Origin of the sequence: Chitinophaga sp. OAE865 (assembly GCF_040546735.1) — a bacterium.
GTDB lineage: Bacteria > Bacteroidota > Bacteroidia > Chitinophagales > Chitinophagaceae > Chitinophaga > Chitinophaga polysaccharea_A.
The window spans coordinates 4,242,291-4,260,839 of record NZ_JBEPOF010000001.1 but is presented as its reverse complement, the minus strand read 5'-3'; the positions used below and the strand labels follow the sequence as shown (position 1 = coordinate 4,260,839).

Sequence of the window (18,549 nt, the reverse complement as noted above, 5' to 3'; positions counted from 1 at the left end):
TAAATTATGATAACTGTTCGTTTTGTCTCCTGGTCCAGGCATCCGCCTGAGCTTCTTTTACTAAATCAATGAACTCTTCCGGACAAATATTACGATACAAACCTCCATCGTTTTCGGCTATTTCTACCATTTTATCAATCATTTCCTGCGGATCAAATTGCTCAAATGGAAATGCAGCTTTGGTTTGATCAATAAAATTCACTTTCGGATCGTACCATTTTTTGATGGTTTCCATCATCCTGTCATTAAATCCTGTGTCAAAAGGTCCCGGGTTAACGGTGGCAACCTGGATCCCAAAAGGAGCCAACTCATCTGACATCACTGTTGCAATCCCTTCCAGTGCGTGCTTTGAGGCTACGTAAGCCCCGGTTAAAGGCCCTCCAATAAAGCCTGCAACAGAAGAAACAAAGATGATCTTGCCTTTTCTGCGTTTAACCATACTTTTAATAAAGCCTTGCGTAAACTCCAGATTTGCAAATACATTTGTTTCAAAAACCTTGCGCACAAAAGACAAAGGAATTTCAGATATTGCTCCGGCTTCCGAAATTCCCGCATTATTGTACAACACATCTATATCTTCAAATGTCCATGCGAACTGGCGGTCCGTTGGATCTAAAATATTAATTTGTTCTACTGTTAGCTCAACCTTATTCTTTTCAGCATCTTTTCTCAACGCTGTAACCTGGGATAATAACTCTACACACGCAATCACGTCATGCCCATTTCTTGCTAACTGCAAAGCGGTTGCTTTGCCCAGTCCACTACCAGCCCCGGTAATTAAAATTCTCTTTTTTTTCATTTGATTTTAACTTGCAACCATGACTTTTAACAAGCTTCTGTTTCCCTGCAAATAAATTTTCCTCAATTTATACCCGGTCGAATAAAATACCATTATACTAGTTTAATTTATCGGGCGCCCGAATGTAAATAATCTAATTATTGAAGCTCTTGACCTTTTTTCAGTTCCGTATTTTCGTGGGAACCACACAAAGAAATTGACCAGTATGATTCGTTTAGAGAACGAGACAGCGCTCTGCTATAGTTGGGACTTTTTTGTATATACGATTGCCAGCGCTGCTTTATTCTTTTTTTTTACAACTGGTCTTTTGTATGCTGAACTGTGTGCCGGCTGTGAGGCAAAATATCGGCGACAATTGGGGTTGATCAAAAGAAAAGCCCCTGTAATCAAGATTTACAGGGGCTTTCCGTGCCCAGAACTGAAATTTCAACTAACTGGATATCAATATATTGCGATCGAAGTGTGTCAATTGCGTATCAACGCAAAAAAACGTTTTAGTACCACATATACCGGGACATTCTCTCTGTCGTGAATAAATGTACAAAATAATATTTCAGCGCCAAAATGACGCATACCAACCGGAATATCTTAAAATCTCAATCCCAGTTGAAATAATATCATTGTTGTCTGAATAAAGCGCCGCCGTATCAATTTGTGGCAAAAGCTTACAAGTAGAAAATGGTTGTATTATATGGAATAGTTGCGATTTAATCTGATGGTTTATGGGTTAATTTTAAGTAACCACACTTATTCATTAACCCATAAACCATCAGATTAAATCGCAACTATTCCAAATCATCGTTCTTTATGTCAATTATTTGATCGCAGCCAAATGAATAGTTTAGCGTGATGCCAAAAGAAATATATATTAAGCGCCTTTTACCGGATTTAAACTGTTCTCAAATATACATATTAAGAAGGCTCGGAAATTTATTTGTAAAGTTGCCTTCGTTCTAAATTCAGGCTCTCAATATATGCGCATTCCAATTGTCTTTGCCGCCATGCGGAAAAGCCCAAGAGGTGTATCCTGGGCTTTGTATTTGGCCAACTATAATTTCGTGAGTACTGAGTTTTACACAATACATTTTATAGTTTGTCTTTTAACAGCCTTGTATGATATATTTGACCTATTGTATTGGTTTGAATACTGTAATTAATAAGGGTTTAAGAAGATATAATGGTTGTTGTGGTATTTCATCAAAAGACAGTCCGGTATTGACAATATCCGCAAACTCCACAGAATTTATTTTTTCAAAACATTTGGCATCTGAATGATAAACCATTGGCACAAGAAATGAGTAAGTGCCATTACTTTTTGTACTGGGGAAAAAATTTTCCCATTTTATGGATTCAAAAACCACAAGATTGTTTAATATTTTATCTTTAAGCTCTACCGGGAAATTTTTGGAGAACTGAAAGTCCTTCTTTATAGCTTTGTTTTTGTTTGATTTTCTCTCTATTTTAACAATATATGAAACTGCGGAAGATTTACAGGACTCTGCAACACTTCTAGGAATTCTGAAATTGCGCATTGTTTCTTTAGCTAAAGTATCAAATTCTGCTCGGTACAATTTCTCTTTTTCTTGAGCAGTTACTACTGTTATACTGAGGCAAAATAATAAGATTGAAATGCAAAATCTTTTCATAAGAATCTCCGATTTAAATTATTTACAATTCGTACCCGATATACCAGTTTTATATTTTTTATTGGTATCAGCAATAGAAATAGCAGCAGCTGGAGTCTTCCGAACTAACTCAGACCACCCATAAGACTCCTGAATTCCACCCCAAGACAAAGCAATTGCATCATCATGTGAGATAGTTGGATATAACTCTTTTAAGGCTTCTGCCATGTATTGGATATAGAATGATCCCATTTCATTATGATCATCTATTAACGGGTTTTTATTCTCTGCCTTGAAAAAGCCATGAACAACCTCATGGAGAATAGTTATAGCAATATATTCTTTTGAGGCATTTTTAAGCTCATTGGTATTTAAAGTAACTTGAACAATTTTATATCCCCCTGAGTTAATTGAGCCTCCTGTATCTCCTTCTACTCCTTGTTTCAATACGCCTTCCCCTATTTCCAAATTTAGGAATTCTGTGCTTCCAAATAGTCTATTAAGCATTTTACTGATTGTATTTTGCAAGGTTTTAGATTGTACTTCTGAGAATACATTACTAAAACATGGTGTTTTTAATTTATTTGAAATATCACGAACAGCACTAGTACCAGTTCCGATTCCACCGCCTCCAGGTCCTGGAGGTGTTGGAGGATCAATGGGGTCATCAATATTGGTACAATTAACTAAATATGAATATTGTAATTCCCAACCACTTGAACCACCACCACTAGTGAGGCAATCATATGCTACTTCCGGTCCGGACTCTGGAGATGGGCAATTGCCTCCACCGTATCCATAAGTAACCGTTACCCAAGGACCTCTGTCACACCACATTGTCCATGTACACTCCTGGTCGCAAATAATTCGTGCATTCTCTGTTTGAACTTTTACTTTCTTTTTTTCCCCATTGTAATAATTAATAATATGGGTTTTACCTGAAAAATCGTCCAAAAATAATTTCCCGGTAAAGCGTGAGTAATTTATTACAGCAGATCTGTTAATATTTGATGTGTTATTGGGTGAACTACCTGATTGTAGTATGTATCTACCTTTGAAAAATCGAACGCCTTTATTAATGTCTTCCGTAGCAATGATGAATTGCTGAAATCCAATAACGTTTATTTTATATTTACTAGTTTGCCCTGCCTGTGATGACAGGCTTGGCAAAAGAGGAATGAAGTAATAAACTGCATTATCCTTACCTTTTTTAGCAGATACTTGCTCCCAATCTGCTGACCAATTAATAATTATTGAATCATTAAAACGATTTGAAAGACTTTTGCTAAAATCATGTTTGGCAAATTCTTGTTTTATTGCCGAAATCTTTTCGTCTTGATCATCATTTTTTGAGTGAGTGTGATCTTTTTTACAAGAAAGAGTTTCTTTGCCAACTGCCGGTGTGATATAAAATTTTGGTGTGTCACAAACGAGGAAAAAGTGTCTGATTTGGGTGTCATAAAAAGCACAAACGTGACCGTCTTGTTCTCCCACCCGCACACGAATTTGGTGTGTCATTTGGTGTGTCAATTTTGTGTCAACGATAGTAGGAGAAAGCGGAGGAAATGCGGGAAAAACGGAAACGCCTAATAATAAAATAGGTTGTAAGTCAAATACTTACAACCTATTGTGTGCCCAGAACTGGATTCGAACCAGCACACCCTTGCGGGCGCTGCGACCTGAACACAGTGCGTCTACCAATTTCGCCATCTGGGCAACTGATATTGTGTCAGGGCTGCAAATATAAGCAGCCGTTTTATTTTTCCAAAATTTCACTGAAATATTTTTTCAGTCAACCTCCGCAACTTCACTGAAAATCAGCCCGGTAAACAATAACGTGCCCGGGTTGTTAATTAGCATACAACCGCCAACATTATGACTTCTATCATCATTATCATCGTACTTATAGCGCTCAACTTCTACTTTTCCATTGCGGAAATTGGCCTGATCTCAGTAGATAAAACGCTCCTGCAGCAACAGGCCGATAGTGGCAATAAAAAGGCCATCAGCGTGCTGAACCTCATCAAAGACCCGGACGAATTTCTCAGCGCCGTACAAGTGGGTATTACCCTTGTAGGCATACTGGAAGGGCTCTACGGCGGCGACCTGATGGCGGCCTGGCTGGAACCGGTATTCGTTTCATGGGGCCTCCATGAAAGTATGGCCCACCTGGTGGCACTTATTGTAGGTGTGGGCGGCATCACCTACCTCACTATCGTTATCGGTGAACTGATCCCCAAAACCCTCGCCCTGCTGAATCCCCAGAAAGTATCTTATCTCATCACCCCCTCAATGATCATCTTCTCAAAAATCACCTACCCTTTTATAAAACTGCTTACCGCCAGTACCAAACTCATTCTCGGCCTCTTTTCCGTAAATACGATCCGGGAAGAAAAATTAACGGAAAACGACCTGCGGAGCATGCTCACTGCCGCTTACAAACAAGGGCTGATAGACAAAGGAGAATTCACCCTTCACAAAAACCTGTTCTCTGCATACGACCTCACAGCGGAAAACATTATGACGCCCTCTGGTATGATCACCTATGTAAAAAAAGAAATGAGCAGAACGGAAATAACGGAAACGATTAAACGTAGCATTCACCGCACATTCCCGGTAGTGAATGATAAAAAGGAAATGCTCGGCGCACTGGGTGCAAAGGAATTCATGCTGTATCCCGATAAGCCGCTGGAAGCACTGCTCAGCCCTGTTTCTTTCCTATCGCTGAACCAGGCCGTATACGACATCTTCCAGCAGCTGCGCCGCGAAAATACCAACATGGGCGTAGTGATCAATGAATACGGCGCCTGTGAAGGAATGATCTCCTACCACGATATTGTATCTGGCCTTTTGGGCGGAAGTCTCCCGGGATTCAATGCCACAGAGCGTTTCCTGGTACAGCAGCCGGATAAAAGCTGGCTTACCTATGGCTACACGCGACTAAGCTATATCCGTGAAACACTCAGTTTTGAATGGCTGCGGGAATATGAAAGGGAAGATATCACCATTGCCGGGTTGCTCATCGATAAACTGAAACATATTCCTGTGCCCGGCGAAAAAGTAATGCTCAACCAGGTAACATTTGAAATAAAAACAATGGACCATCACCGCATCGATGAGGTGATTATCCGTACACAAACGCTTGCGCAATGATACTTTTGCTGTAGTTTATCTTCCATAACCTTTCTATCTTAACACAAACAACCCGATAGTCATGCTAAGAAAAATTCTGCTGCCGGGATTACTCGCCCTGCAGAGCCTTATTTCATCTGCTCAAACCCCGAAACCGAATATTATTTTTATTTATGCAGATGACCTGGGATATGCTGAAACAGGCCCTTATGGCCAGCAGAAAATAAAAACGCCTCATCTCAACCGCCTCTCTGCGGAAGGCATTCACTTTAACCAGTTTTATACCAGCACACCGGTATGCGCACCTGCACGTTGTATGATGCTTACCGGCCGCCATGGCGGTCACTCCTATATCCGCGGCAATTATGAAATGGGCGGCTTCGCCGATTCGCTGGAGGGCGGGCAGATGCCTTTGCCGGAAGGCACCGTTACCATTGGCACCATGTTACAAAAGGCCGGCTACACTACCGGCGCTATCGGTAAATGGGGACTGGGCATGTCATACAACACCGGCGATCCTAACCGGCAGGGATTCGATTATTTCTATGGCTACCTGGACCAGAAGCAATCACACAGCTTCTATCCTACCCACCTCTGGGAAAACGGGAAAGCCGACAGTCTCCGGAACACCTTCATCGATGTGCACAGGCCACTATCGCCAGCTACCGCCACCGACGCGGACTTCAACTATTACAAAGGGAAAGACTATGCGATAGATGAAATGACGCAGAAAGCCACTCAGTTCATCCGGAAAAATCAACAACGCCCCTTCTTTCTTTATCTCCCCTATACCATACCACATGTTTCCCTGCAGGTGCCGGACAGCGCGCTCCGTCAATACCTCGGGCAATTCAATGAAAAACCCTACTACGGCCAGCAGGGCTACAGCCCGCAGAAGTACCCGCTGTCGGCCTACGCAGCCATGATCACCTACCTGGATACACAGGTGGGCATCATTATGGACCTGGTGGCCAGTCTCGGGCTGGATAAAAACACGGTTATCATGTTTTCGAGCGATAATGGCACCACTTTCAACGGCGGGGTGGATGCTGCCTTCTTTAACAGCACCGGGGGCCTTAAAGGGCTTAAAATGGACCTTTATGAAGGCGGTATCCGCGAACCGTTTATTGTGCGCTGGCCGGGGAAAATCCCTGCAGGCGCCTCATCGGAGCTACCTGGTGCACAGTACGACCTGATGGCCACCATCGCCGCAATGGCGGGCATCCCCGCCCCACCTAACGATGGTATTTCCCTGCTGCCGGAAATGACCGGCAAACATGCGCAGGTAGCAGCAAGAAAATACCTCTACTTTGAATACCCCGAAAAAGGCGGCGCCGTAGCTATCCGCATGGGAAAATGGAAAGCCATAAAAAACGGCCTGAAGAAAAACCCCGCCGCTCCCTGGGAACTATATGACCTCAGTACGGACAAAGGGGAAGAACATGATGTGGCTGCCGCACACCCGGAACTCCTGCAGGAGCTCAGCTACATTGTGAAAAAAGAGCACCGGAACGCACATATCAATGAATGGGAATTCATCAACCCAAAAATCAGTAAAACAAAATAAAAAATAGTGCAGGGATTTCCGGTGTTGAAAATCCCTGCACTACCTTATCAATAAGCCTATTCCGCCCGCAGGCTCCTTACCGGGTTGGTTAATGCAGCCTTCAGCGCCTGGTAGCTCACCGTTGCCAATGCAATGGCCATAGCCAGCAAACCCGCAAACATAAAGATCCAGCCACTGATGGCAATCCTGTATTCATATGCCTGCAACCAGCGATGCATCATCCACCAGGCCACCGGGAATGCCAGCAGGCAGGAAATACCCACCAGCTTCATATACTCCCTTGATAATAAGCCCGTGAGCCCGGCAATGGAAGCGCCCAGCACTTTACGGATACCGATTTCCCTGGTTCTGCGCTCGGCTGTATAAGTGGCCAGCCCGAATAATCCCAGGCAGGAGATAAAGATGGCAAGACCGGCAAAAAAAGCAACCAGCCTGCCTGTAAGCATCTCTTCCCTGAACAGGGCGGCAAATTCAGTATCCGTGAAAGTATATTCAAACGGGTAACCGGGATTGTAACGGGCAAATATTTTCTCCGTAGCAGCGAGCGCTGTATTAATATTAACTTCCGGCTTAAAGCGGATGCTTATATATTCCGTGTAGGCAGTATTACTGAAAAGCAGGAATGGGGCGCTGGCCGTATACATATTATTATACAGGAAATCACCTATGATACCCACAATATGATACGCACGGTTATTATTATAAATAATACCGCCGACCCTGCCTTCTGCTCCCATGCTTACCGCCATTGAATGATTGATGATCACGTTGTTACTGTCCGTACGCGCGTCGGTATTAAAATCCCTGCCTGCCAGCAACTGCATATTCATGGTGTTAAGATATTGCGGGCTTACGCCGTCGTAGGTAATAAGCACATTCTTTTCAGGATCTTTTCCATTCCACGTATAGTTGTCGGCGTTATACCAGATCTTCAGCATGGGCGACTGGCTTAAAGCGGCATTGGCAACCATGCCGGTTTCCTGCAGGTCGTGTAGTATCGCATCAAAATGATCCCTGACATGCCCCTGCATATTAACAGACAACAGGCGGTCCTTATCAAATCCAAGGTTACGGGACTTCACATGGTTAATCTGCTGGTATACGATGATAGTGCAGATGATTAATATAATGGAAACGGAAAACTGTGTAACCACAAGGCCACGCCGGATAAAACCTGCCAGCACATTACTGCTGCCTTTCATTTTTTTCAATACGCCCACCGGGCTAAACGAGGAAAGATAAAAAGCCGGGTAACTGCCTGCCACCGCGCCGGTAAGCAATCCTATCAGCAACAGCGCACCGGTGTGTGATGGCTTCCACAACGAAAGCGACAACTGTTTGCCAATAACAGCATTAAACACCGGCAGCACCAATAACAGGATCAGTACAGCAAGTATTACTGCGATAAAGGCCATCGTAACAGATTCTGTCATGAATTGCAACAGCAGCTTATTCCGGCCGGCGCCCATTACCTTACGCACGCCCACTTCACGGGCGCGCTTTTCAGCGCCCGCTGTAGCGAGGTTCATAAAATTAATACAGGCAATTAACAGGATAATGCCAGCTATGATACTAAACAAACGGACGTACTGGATACGGCCCCCGCTAACCCTGCCATCCGTATACTGATCATACAGGTTCCAGTCGTCCATAGCCTGTAAAAAGCACACCGTATTGGTCCTTGTTTTTGTACTGAGATATGTTTTCAACTGCTGGTTCACTGCTGCTACATCTGCATGAGGTGATAACTGCACATAAGTGCGGACGCCGTTGGCGTCCCATCGTTTTATCCAGTCGTGGCTGGCCTCTATTACCTCAAAAGGCGCCAGCCACTGGAAATTAAAAGTGCTATTCTCCGGGAGCGCTTTAAATACGCCGGTGATCATATAGTCGTCGCCGTTATTCATGGTAAGCGTTTTGCCCACGGCATCTGTGGTGCCAAAGAAAGCGGTGGCCATCCGCTCGCTGATCACCAGGGAGTTTACCTGCTGAAAAGCCGTGGCAGGATTGCCGCCGGTAAACTGCAGCCCCAGCATGGCAAACAACGAAGCATCCGTATAATGCCCGTCTATATTCATGTGCTTATCCTTCCAGCTAAACAGCTCCCGGGAATTGCCTCCGCTGCGGGCGGCCCTTACCACGCCGGGCACATCCTGCGGCAATGCCTTCCCCATAGGCCCCGGCGTGCCCATGTAAGTGGAAATTTTACCATTATGGGTCTGGTTTTCCCTGACTATGTACAGGTGCTCATAGCCGGGTATATCGTGGTTAAACGTAAGCTCAGATTCTATCCACAGGCAGATAAGCGCCGTACAGACAATACCTGCGGTAAGGCCCGCAATATTCAATATACTGTATCCCCTGTTTCTGCGGAAATGGCGAAAGGCAACATTGAAATAGTTTGCGATCATAGCTTTTGGTTGAAAATGAAACACATGCAAGCGCCCAAAGAAAATGCCAGCAAATAGCGCTATGAAAACCAATTGCTTACTTTGCGAATGTCGGGATAAACTGTCCGGAAATGGGAACAGGTGTTCAGAAGCGGACAACAAGGTATACAGTGATGAGCACTAAATCTGCGGGAAAAATAATCGTTATAAGGTCACCAGTTGCCGGCGAAGCGCTTCCAGCACCATACCGGTACGGCTTTGTACATTTAATTTGTTAAACAATATTTCACGGTAGCCATCCACGGTTCTTTCCGTTACATTCATTTTAGCGGCAATGGCTTTATAGGTAAGATCGCTGCAGGCCAGGTGAAGGAATTCCCGTTCCCGTTCTGTGAGCGTTTGTTTTTGCTCCGACTGCAGCAGCAGGCGGCGGTAATTAACATTGGAGGCATCGTTACTGTACTGCCCTGTAGTGTAAATCTCCTTTAATGCCTTCTCCAGTTCTGTGGGATGGATATCTTTAAGGAGATAAGCACAGCAACCAGCCTTCAGCATTTCTATGATCGTGGCGTCATTGTCTTTCATCGACAAGGCCACTACTTTTACGGTGGGATATAATTTCAGTACGGCTTCCGTGGCTTTGGCCCCATCCATTACCGGCATATTTACGTCCAGCAGCAGGATATCAGGGGGTGCAGGCAGCTTGGCCAGTTTATCCAGCATCTCTTCTCCATTCATCGCTTCGGCCACAATGTGAAAGCCTGCGAATCCGCCCACCAGTAAACTAAGTGACTTCAGGAACAACTGGTGATCATCTGCAATACCTATGTTGATCTTCATAAAAAAAATTATTCAAGGGGTAATGTTATCAATACGGCCGTACCACCGGCGGTTGTTACCTCCCAGCGGATATCGCCTCCAAGTAAGCTGGTACGGTGCTGCATATTCCGGGTGCCCATACCGATAGACGACATACTGGTTTTATCAAAGCCCGAACCATCGTCCGCAATAATGACGATCAGTTGCTGGTTTGCCTTCCGGATACTGATATCAATCACCTGTGGCCGGGCGTGCTTAATACAGTTCTGCATGGCTTCCTGTATGATCCGGAACAGGATGATCTGTGGCTCCGCCTGCAGGGGTAACTCCACCAGCTCATAGGTAAATTTCACCGTGATGGCCCTGCTGGAATTGAGCCTTTCCACTTCCGTTTTCAGGTTTTCTACCAGGCTGAACTGATCCAGCCACTGGCGGCTGAATGATTTTGAAAGCGCCCGCAGATGCTGAATAGCGGTACTCAGGGTATTTTCTGCGATCTGCAACGTATCCGGGATTTCCTTCATGCTCCTTTGGGTAACATTGATCAGGAGCTTGGTACTGCTTAATAACTGGCCTATATCGTCATGCAACTCCTGCCCCAGATGGGCAAAGGCTTCTTCCTGCATTTCAATCTGGGACCACATTAATTGTTTGTCGTAATCTTCTTTCATTAATTTAAGCTGATGTAAATATGCATCCTGCTTCTTCTTATAACTTATTACCGCAGCCACTACCACCAGTCCCATAATGGTAACCAGCAACGATATAAAAATCACCGCTACAAAGAGATCCTGTTTGACCGGAAGCATATAATGCCTTTTATCAGCATAATATACAACAGGTAATTGGATAATGAGTTCAATACTGCGAAAAAATGCCTGGCCCGGGCCGTATCATTTTCCAGTAGCAGGTTATAAAAGGCGTTTACACTCACGGAAGCCGCGAAGTAAATAAAGAAGGCAAGGGTTAACCAAAAAACAGGGTGCCGGAATATAGATGCTTCACTATCCGGGGTTATTGAAAAAAAGGATAAAAGGCACCAGCAAATAACCAGGAAGCTTTCTATGGTGATGTTGATACCCGGAAAGGCACGCCATCCGTCCATTACAAAGCTGTAGAAAAGAGACACAAAGCAAAACACAAAAATGGAAATACCCATTAGTAAGCGCCAGCGATAGTCCCTGATCCCCGATCGGAGAATAATTGTAATCAAACTATATTCCAGCACCACAAAAAAATGATACACTATAAAAAAACCTAAACCTTTTGTGCCGATAATTTCCACTATCACCTCTGTAATAATGGATACGCCGAGCAATACGGTCAGCAGCTTTACTTCCCTGTGCTCAAGGTGAAACAAACTGATAATAAAACAGGCTATCAATAAAGCATAATATGCATACACCCAACCGTTCATCGGCACAAAAAATTTAAATCAGGTTTAGCTATAAAAATAAAAGATCCAGGTCGGCCGTAGCAAGCGGCGATCCCTGTGCCTTCAGCAGGTCAAACAATTGCTTGAGCGGTCCTCTCGGGCCTGGGGTACCATTGCCTCTTTCCTCAATTTTAGGATCTCCGGTGTCATGTACCATATTATTTGTGGTAGCTTTCTGCAGCAACTGCGCATATCCTACCTGTTCCTGATCCGACGTAAGCCCTTCAGCCACCAGGCTGAGCTTCTCATCGGCCTCAGGAATGGCAAAATGAAACCGGATGTACTCACAGCCTTCCTGGCTTAAGATACGTAAAAGAGAGGCTTTACTGAAATCCACTGCATATGATCCCTGGAATAAGGGAATCAGTGCCGGATTAGCAATCAAAAATTTGTAAAAGTTGTTCAGCATTCCAAAATACGCACCAACAGTAATTGGCATTCCATAGGTCACCAGCTGGTCCGAAGTAAAAGGCATGCGGTAATCCAGCTGTTCAGTGAGAGGTTTCAGGTAGCCCTGGTCGTTACAACCATAGCCAGCAAGGGACATTTGATCACTCATGTTAGGTCAGTTTAGTGGAAACAAATATTTGACTTTTTACTCATGACTGTTACCGGGAAAATCCCCGGTAACACATTTTACTGCTATCCACCTGCACCGTCCTCTTAAAGTTTTAATAAACCCAGCTTGTAAAGGGTATTTACCGGCTTGTTGTCCCAGAACAGTTCAAAGTCCTCCAACCCGGCAGCCTCGTAACTGTCTTTCACCTCCTGCAGCGTATAGGTTTTGACGTTAGCTACCGACAGCTGCTGCAGCAGCTGCGTGAGCCATTGGCCCTGGGAAGGCTGCACGCTGATATTTACTTTCTCTTTTTTGCCCTGGAATGTTAAGGAAGACATTTCCCAGGTACTCCCCTTCTTCGATTTCGTAATAATTTCCATGGCCGGCTGTTTGCCCAGGTATACCACTTTGGAGGTGGGCTTCACGGTCCCGGCTTCTTCCTCCATCAGTGCATTGGTGATAAAATCGGGATGCACCGTGGTTTTCGGCACTTTAAAGTCGAACCATTTTGATAACGGGAAGTCCAGGCAGGCGCCGTGCATATAGTTCAGCAGCGATTTCTTCAACCCATAGCTGAAAGCTTCATGGTCCGTGCCTGTGGGATCAATATGCATAATATCATTATTGGCGAAGGCGCCTGTTTCCTCAGTTTCCTTTTGTACATTGAACTTTGCGGGGTTCAGCCCTACCGGGCTGTGGGCCGTCATGGTAAACTGGTGCCAGAAAGCCGATTGTAATATCCCCGCCTGGAACATCTGGCGCACCATTTCCAGCGCGTCAATGGTTTCCTGTGCGGTTTGTGTGGGAAATCCATACATCAGGTATGCGTGCACCATAATACCGGCCTCGGTGAAATGCCGGTTCACCCTCGCTACCTGGGCAACGGTAATACCCTTCTGGATCAGTCCCAGCAACCGGTCGGATGCTACTTCCAGTCCGCCGGAAACCGCGATACATCCTGATGCCTTCAGCAACAGGCACAGATCCCGGGTAAAGCTTTTCTCAAAACGGATGTTCGTCCACCAGCTAACGGTGAGCTTACGCCGGATAATTTCCAGCGCCAGTGCCCGCATCAATGCGGGAGGCGCGGCTTCATCCACAAAGTGGAAGCCGTTTTGCCCCGTTTGCGCAATAATGGTTTCCATACGGTCGCACAGCAACGATGCCGTAATGGGCTCATATATCTTTATATAATCAAGAGAAATATCGCAGAAAGTACATTTGCCCCAATAGCAGCCATGCGCCATGGTAAGCTTGTTCCAGCGCCCGTCGCTCCACAGGCTGTGCATGGGGTTTACTACTTCTATGGCGGAAATGTATTTATCCAGCAGCAGGTCGCTGTAATCCGGCGTACCCAGCTGGGCCTGTTTATAATCATGCGTGGCGGAGCTGTTCACATAGGTTACCTTTTCTCCTGTCAGCAGGAAAGTACGTTTCAATTCTTCCGCGGTTTTCTTTCCTTCCAGGAATAAGAGCAGGTTTTCCAGGGGCGCTTCCCCATCATCCAGCGTAATAAAATCCACGAACTCAAATACCCGGGCATCCGCCAGTGAGCGCAGTTCCGTATTGGGAAACCCGCCGCCCATCGCCACTTTCACGGCAGGATAATGCTGTTTGATCCACTGTCCGCAGCGCAATGCCGCGTACAGGTTGCCGGGAAAAGGCACAGAAATGGCCACCATCGCCGGTTGTACCTGCTGCATATGCAATGCCAGCAAGTCGGTAAGGATGGTGTCTATATATGTATGATCGGCCTGTAATGCGGCATAAAGCTCATCGAAGCTGTTAGCGGAACGGCTCAGGCGCTCGGCGTACCTGCTGAAACCAAAATGCGGGTCCACACACTCCATAATGAGGTCCGACAAGTCTTCCAGGTACATGGTAGCCAGGTGTTTGGCCTTATCCTGCGTGCCCATGGCCCCGAAAGCCCAGTTCAAATCATCCAGTTGCGCAAACCGCGATGCTTCCGGCAGGTAATCCCGTTTGCAGATCAGGTGCGCCAGTGTGGGATTCTTTCCCTGCAAAAATAAAATAACCGCGTCTATGGTCTGTATATAGTCGTCCTGCAACACCAGCATCCGTGTTATATTCTCTGAAGCCGCCACCGGCGGGGCTGCAGCAATATGCGCAAACAAACGCTCCAACCCGGTTTTTGAAAATAAACGGAGCGTTACCTCAATACCCAGGTCCGACTGGAAGGAAGTAATGTTCTTTGTATTCAGAAATCCTTTCAGGTAAGCTGTGGCCGGGTATGGCGTGTTCAGCTGGGTAAACGGCGGTGTTATTAAAAAAACAGAATTACTCAAGTCGCGTTGTTTAAAACGCAAATCTACCGCTTTTTGCGGAGGGAGCGAAGGTTGTCTGACTCAGGATTAAACTGATTATTATGATTACGCTGATTTTATTCTTTTCTTTTGTAAATGGTTGGGGTAATTTTGACGGATGACTGGTACTGAGCGAAGGGGAGCGCCTTCGGCGCTTGTCTTTCTGCAGGATTAGACTGATTATGATGATTACGCTGATTTTATTCTTTTCTTACACAGATGGTTGCGGTTGAGGTAATTTTGACGGATGGCTGGTACAGAAATGATTGATATTTTTTGATTTTGTTTTATGTCGATGATTTAATACTACCTGAATGTCTTGATTTAAGTAGCTATAACAGTTTCTTTATTATTAAATACAACTAAATAACTGAATCTTTAAAAAGTAGGATACGCCTTAAATAGAAACCATCTATATAAAAAGAAATCAATAAATCTGCACGCTCCTCCTTGCAACACTCACCAATAAAAACCATCTCCATAAGAAAAAAATAAAATCAGCGTAATCATCATAATCAGTCTAATCCTGCAGAAAGACAAGCGCCGAAGGCGCTCCCCTTCGCCCTTTTCGCATAGTCTACAAAATTTATAGACTTTTATTTGGAAATAATAAAACACCACTTTATCTTTGTCTCACCACCACTGATAAAAGCCACCACTCCATCAGTTCCCACCACCAGTTTTATTTGTAGCATTACCTCGTCCGCCCCACCAGGACCGGCAACGTCTTTCATTTTATTCAATCAATATATACAACCATGAAAACGCATAAGCACTTATTTCTAACCGGCCTGATGGTGGCAGGATTATTTAACGGCGCCAGCTCCTTCGCCGCTCCCAAAAAACCATTTGTAAAACAAGGTATCTGGAGAGGTGTATTCACCCTCAGCGAATCACAGGTACCCTTCAATTTTGAACTGAAAGGCAAAGACCCTGAACATGCAGTTTTTACGCTCATCAACGGTTCCCGCCGCGACGATTTCCATGTACAACGCATAGGCAACGACTCTTTATTTATAAAGATGAACACCTACGATGCTGCCCTGGTAGCAAAAATTGAATCCGATGGTAAAATCACCGGCGAATACCGTAGCCTGGTGCCTAACTTCCGCGGCAACGCACTGCCTTTCACAGCGGAACACGGACAAACCTACCGCTTCGCGGAACCAGGCACGGAAGCCGCGCCTGCATACGATATCAGCGGCAAATGGGACCTGAAGATCTATAGTAAAGAACCAACTCCCAACCGCATCGGGCTGCTCAAACAAAACGGTAATAAACTCACCGGTGTGGTCATGTCTGTGGTAGGCGACAGCCGCGAACTGGAAGGAACCGTTCACGGCGATGAGTTTGAGCTGTCCGGCTTTACAGGCCCCAGCCCCATCTACATCAAAGGAAAAATAAATGATGATAAATCCCTCACCGGGGAAATCAGCCTGGGCATCTACAATAACATCAAATTTGACGGCGAAAAAAATGCGGCTGCAGAATTACCGGATCCGTATAAGCTCACTTTCCTGAAAGAAGGTTATAAAAAACTGGACTTCACCCTGCCGGATCTCAATGGGCACAACGTTTCACTGAGCGACGACAAATACAAAGGCAAAGTAGTGATCGTGGAAATCATCGGTACCTGGTGCCCCAACTGCACGGATCAAACCTCCTTCCTCTCCCCCTGGTTCAATAAAAACAAAGACCGTGGTGTAGAAGCCATCGCCATCGGTTTTGAACAGAAAGATGACCTGGAATATGCAAAATATACCCTGGGTAAACTGAAAGAAAAATACAATATCCAGTATGATATTCTCTTTGGCGGCATTGCCGATAAGAAAGTGGCATCTGAAAAGCTACCCGCGCTCAACCGCATGATGGCCTTCCCTACTACGATCATCATTGACCGTAAAGGCGAAGTGCGGCAGATACATACCGGCTATACCGGTGAAGTGACCGGCCAGTACTACAAAGACTATGTAGCCAAATGGAACCAGGACCTGGACGCTTTAATTGCGGAAAACTAACTTTAACATTTATTTCCGGATCTCGTAAACGCTAATCCGACCGTCAACATTAAATTGCACCAAATTTAAACACACAACATATGCAACGATTAGCATCACTGCTCTTTATTGGAGGATCCATCTTCCTCATGTCTTTCACCTCACCTGCTACTGTCAACAAAGGAGAAAAACCAACCAAAGCTGCAGCAGCCAGGAAAGCAACTGTTTTCCAGGTAGACAGTAAAGAAAGTAAATTAAACTGGACAGGTAAAAAAGTGACCGGCCAGCACGAAGGCACTATCAATATTGCCGATGGCAAACTGGAAGTAGAAAGCAACGTGCTGAAAGGCGGCAGCTTTTCACTCGATACCCGCAGCATCGCAGTAACAGATATCAAAGATGCAGGCGGCAACGCTAAATTACTTGGGCACCTGAGAAGCGAAGATTTCTTCGCCGTGGAAAAATTCCCCTCCGCTACTTTTGTAACTACCAACGTAACCTCCAAAGGCGGTGGCAACTACGAAGTAACCGGTAACTTAACCATTAAAGGCATCACCAACCCCGTTACCTTCCCGGCTACCGTAACTGTTGCCGGCAGCAAGCTTACGGCCAAAGCAGCTATTAAAGTAGACCGTACCAAATACAATATTAAATACGGCTCCAAAAGCTTCTTTGAAGGCATCGGCGATAAAGCCATCTACGACGACTTCGACCTGGATGTAACACTCGTAGCCGCTGCCAAATAATTCGTTCTTGTTTTTACTACCCCATTATATAATTCCTGGGGAGCACGGGCACTCCCGCCCATGCTCCCGGGAATGCCAATCCACCAACTCTGTTACAGCCTCTTAACAGCAACCTTTTTTAATCAACCATTTAATTTTTCTGCAACCTCCATGTTGCTACCGGGCATTACATGCCATTTATAACTTTTACCACCATGAAGCTGAGAAAAATGATATTCATTTTACTGGGAATACTATGTGCATACATTATTACAGCCGGGTTCAAAACCAGCGATCCGCCCACCAAAGCACAGCTGGGAGAAAAACTGTTCTTTGATCCCCTGTTATCGAAAGACCGCAGCATCAGCTGCGCGTCCTGTCATATCCCGCAATTTGGATTTGCAGATACCCTCGCCTTCAGCAATGGTATTCATCATACGCCCACCAAAAGGAATACGCCTGGCATTACCAATCTTTCCGGGCGACCTAATTTCTTTTGGGACGGGCGCGCCGCTTCCCTGGAAGACCAGGCCCTGCAACCCATTATCAATCCCGACGAAATGGGGCTGCCTATTGAAGAAGCCGTGCAGCGCCTTAACGATGATGAAAGCTATAAAAGCTATTTCCGGCAACTGTTTAACAGTCCGCCAAACAGCAAAAACCTGCTGCAGGCTATCGCCGCTTTTGAGCGTACCCTGGAAACCGCCAACAGCCCGTACGACCGATACATTGCCGGCGATGATAATGCACTAACACCATCGGCTATACGTGGTCGCCTTCTTTTTATCGGTAAAGCCAATTGCAATAATTGTCATTCGGGAGAAGATTTTACGGCCGACCGCTTCAAAAACATCGGTCTTTATAACGGGACCACCTTAACGGACGCCGGCCGCTTTGAAGCCACGAAAGACAGCTCCCACCGCGGTTTCTTCAAAGTGCCCGGCTTGCGCAATGTAGCCGTTACTGCTCCGTATATGCATAACGGTATGTTCAAAACACTAAAGGAAGTAATTGCCTATTACAATGATCCCAACAGCATTGTACATGATGGCATCAACCGTGACCTGTCGCTCAGCAAACCGCTCCATCTCAGCAAAGAAGAAATGGAAGACCTGGAAGCATTCCTGGTAGCGCTTACCGACGACCGCTTCAAACTGAAAGATCATTAACCATAAAA

Annotated in this window: 15 protein-coding genes and 1 tRNA gene; 5 read left to right on the top strand and 11 right to left on the bottom strand. The window is 45.4% G+C overall.

The annotated features are described in order from the left end of the window. Window positions 1–4: 4 nt before the first annotated feature. From ABIE50_RS17280 to ABIE50_RS17265, 4 genes are all read right to left on the bottom strand, one after another. Window positions 5–799, bottom strand: coding sequence for an SDR family oxidoreductase (locus ABIE50_RS17280; protein ID WP_142686800.1), 795 nt, complete (start codon window positions 797–799; stop codon window positions 5–7). Window positions 800–1,926: 1,127 nt separating this feature from the next. After that, complete coding sequence (locus ABIE50_RS17275; RefSeq protein WP_209857554.1) at window positions 1,927–2,445, bottom strand: hypothetical protein; 519 nt, start codon at window positions 2,443–2,445, stop codon at window positions 1,927–1,929. A gap of 18 nt (window positions 2,446–2,463) precedes the next feature. Continuing rightward, a complete protein-coding gene (locus ABIE50_RS17270) occupies window positions 2,464–3,942 on the bottom strand; it encodes a hypothetical protein (RefSeq protein ID WP_209857553.1) in 1,479 nt (492 codons plus the stop codon). Window positions 3,943–4,056: 114 nt separating this feature from the next. Next, window positions 4,057–4,140 (bottom strand) — tRNA-Leu (locus tag ABIE50_RS17265). Between the two features lie 159 nt (window positions 4,141–4,299). Between ABIE50_RS17265 and ABIE50_RS17260 the strand changes: the two genes are divergently transcribed. Both ABIE50_RS17260 and ABIE50_RS17255 read left to right on the top strand, forming a co-directional pair. Then, on the top strand, window positions 4,300–5,577 hold the full coding sequence (locus ABIE50_RS17260) for a hemolysin family protein (RefSeq protein ID WP_209857552.1): 1,278 nt from the start codon (window positions 4,300–4,302) through the stop codon (window positions 5,575–5,577). A gap of 61 nt (window positions 5,578–5,638) precedes the next feature. Beyond that, entirely contained in the window at window positions 5,639–7,123 is a 1,485-nt protein-coding gene (locus ABIE50_RS17255) for an arylsulfatase (RefSeq protein ID WP_209857551.1), read from the top strand. A gap of 56 nt (window positions 7,124–7,179) precedes the next feature. Here ABIE50_RS17255 and ABIE50_RS17250 read toward each other — a convergent pair whose 3' ends face one another. From ABIE50_RS17250 to ABIE50_RS17220, 7 genes are all read right to left on the bottom strand, one after another. Further along, window positions 7,180–9,534 (bottom strand): ABC transporter permease, encoded by a 2,355-nt coding sequence (locus tag ABIE50_RS17250; protein ID WP_209857550.1) that lies wholly within the window; start codon window positions 9,532–9,534, stop codon window positions 7,180–7,182. 183 nt (window positions 9,535–9,717) lie between these two features. Next, window positions 9,718–10,353: a response regulator gene (locus ABIE50_RS17245; RefSeq protein ID WP_354028052.1), complete on the bottom strand. Its 636-nt coding sequence runs from the start codon at window positions 10,351–10,353 to the stop codon at window positions 9,718–9,720. Window positions 10,354–10,361: 8 nt separating this feature from the next. Further along, a complete protein-coding gene (locus ABIE50_RS17240) occupies window positions 10,362–11,141 on the bottom strand; it encodes a sensor histidine kinase (RefSeq protein WP_209857549.1) in 780 nt (259 codons plus the stop codon). Further along, a complete protein-coding gene (locus ABIE50_RS17235; RefSeq protein WP_209857548.1) occupies window positions 11,111–11,749 on the bottom strand; it encodes a hypothetical protein in 639 nt (212 codons plus the stop codon). The genes ABIE50_RS17240 and ABIE50_RS17235 overlap by 31 nt, the downstream gene beginning before the upstream one ends. 28 nt (window positions 11,750–11,777) lie before the next feature. Continuing rightward, the gene (locus tag ABIE50_RS17230; protein WP_142686793.1) at window positions 11,778–12,326 is read right to left on the bottom strand and encodes a hypothetical protein; all 549 of its coding nucleotides are present in this window, start codon (window positions 12,324–12,326) and stop codon (window positions 11,778–11,780) included. A 104-nt stretch (window positions 12,327–12,430) separates the two neighbouring features. Continuing rightward, window positions 12,431–14,632: a B12-binding domain-containing radical SAM protein gene (locus ABIE50_RS17225; RefSeq protein ID WP_209857547.1), complete on the bottom strand. Its 2,202-nt coding sequence runs from the start codon at window positions 14,630–14,632 to the stop codon at window positions 12,431–12,433. A gap of 614 nt (window positions 14,633–15,246) precedes the next feature. Beyond that, window positions 15,247–15,384: a hypothetical protein gene (locus ABIE50_RS17220; protein ID WP_209857546.1), complete on the bottom strand. Its 138-nt coding sequence runs from the start codon at window positions 15,382–15,384 to the stop codon at window positions 15,247–15,249. Between the two features lie 24 nt (window positions 15,385–15,408). On the opposite strand from ABIE50_RS17220, the gene ABIE50_RS17215 reads away from it, so the two are divergent. The 3 genes from ABIE50_RS17215 (at window position 15,409) to ABIE50_RS17205 (ending at window position 18,541) form a co-directional block, all read left to right on the top strand. Beyond that, window positions 15,409–16,668, top strand: coding sequence for a peroxiredoxin family protein (locus ABIE50_RS17215; RefSeq protein ID WP_209857545.1), 1,260 nt, complete (start codon window positions 15,409–15,411; stop codon window positions 16,666–16,668). A gap of 80 nt (window positions 16,669–16,748) precedes the next feature. After that, window positions 16,749–17,393, top strand: a complete 645-nt coding sequence (locus ABIE50_RS17210; protein ID WP_142686790.1) for a YceI family protein — start codon at window positions 16,749–16,751, stop codon at window positions 17,391–17,393. Window positions 17,394–17,587: 194 nt separating this feature from the next. Then, the gene (locus ABIE50_RS17205; RefSeq protein ID WP_354028051.1) at window positions 17,588–18,541 is read left to right on the top strand and encodes a cytochrome-c peroxidase; all 954 of its coding nucleotides are present in this window, start codon (window positions 17,588–17,590) and stop codon (window positions 18,539–18,541) included. Window positions 18,542–18,549 lie beyond the last annotated feature (8 nt).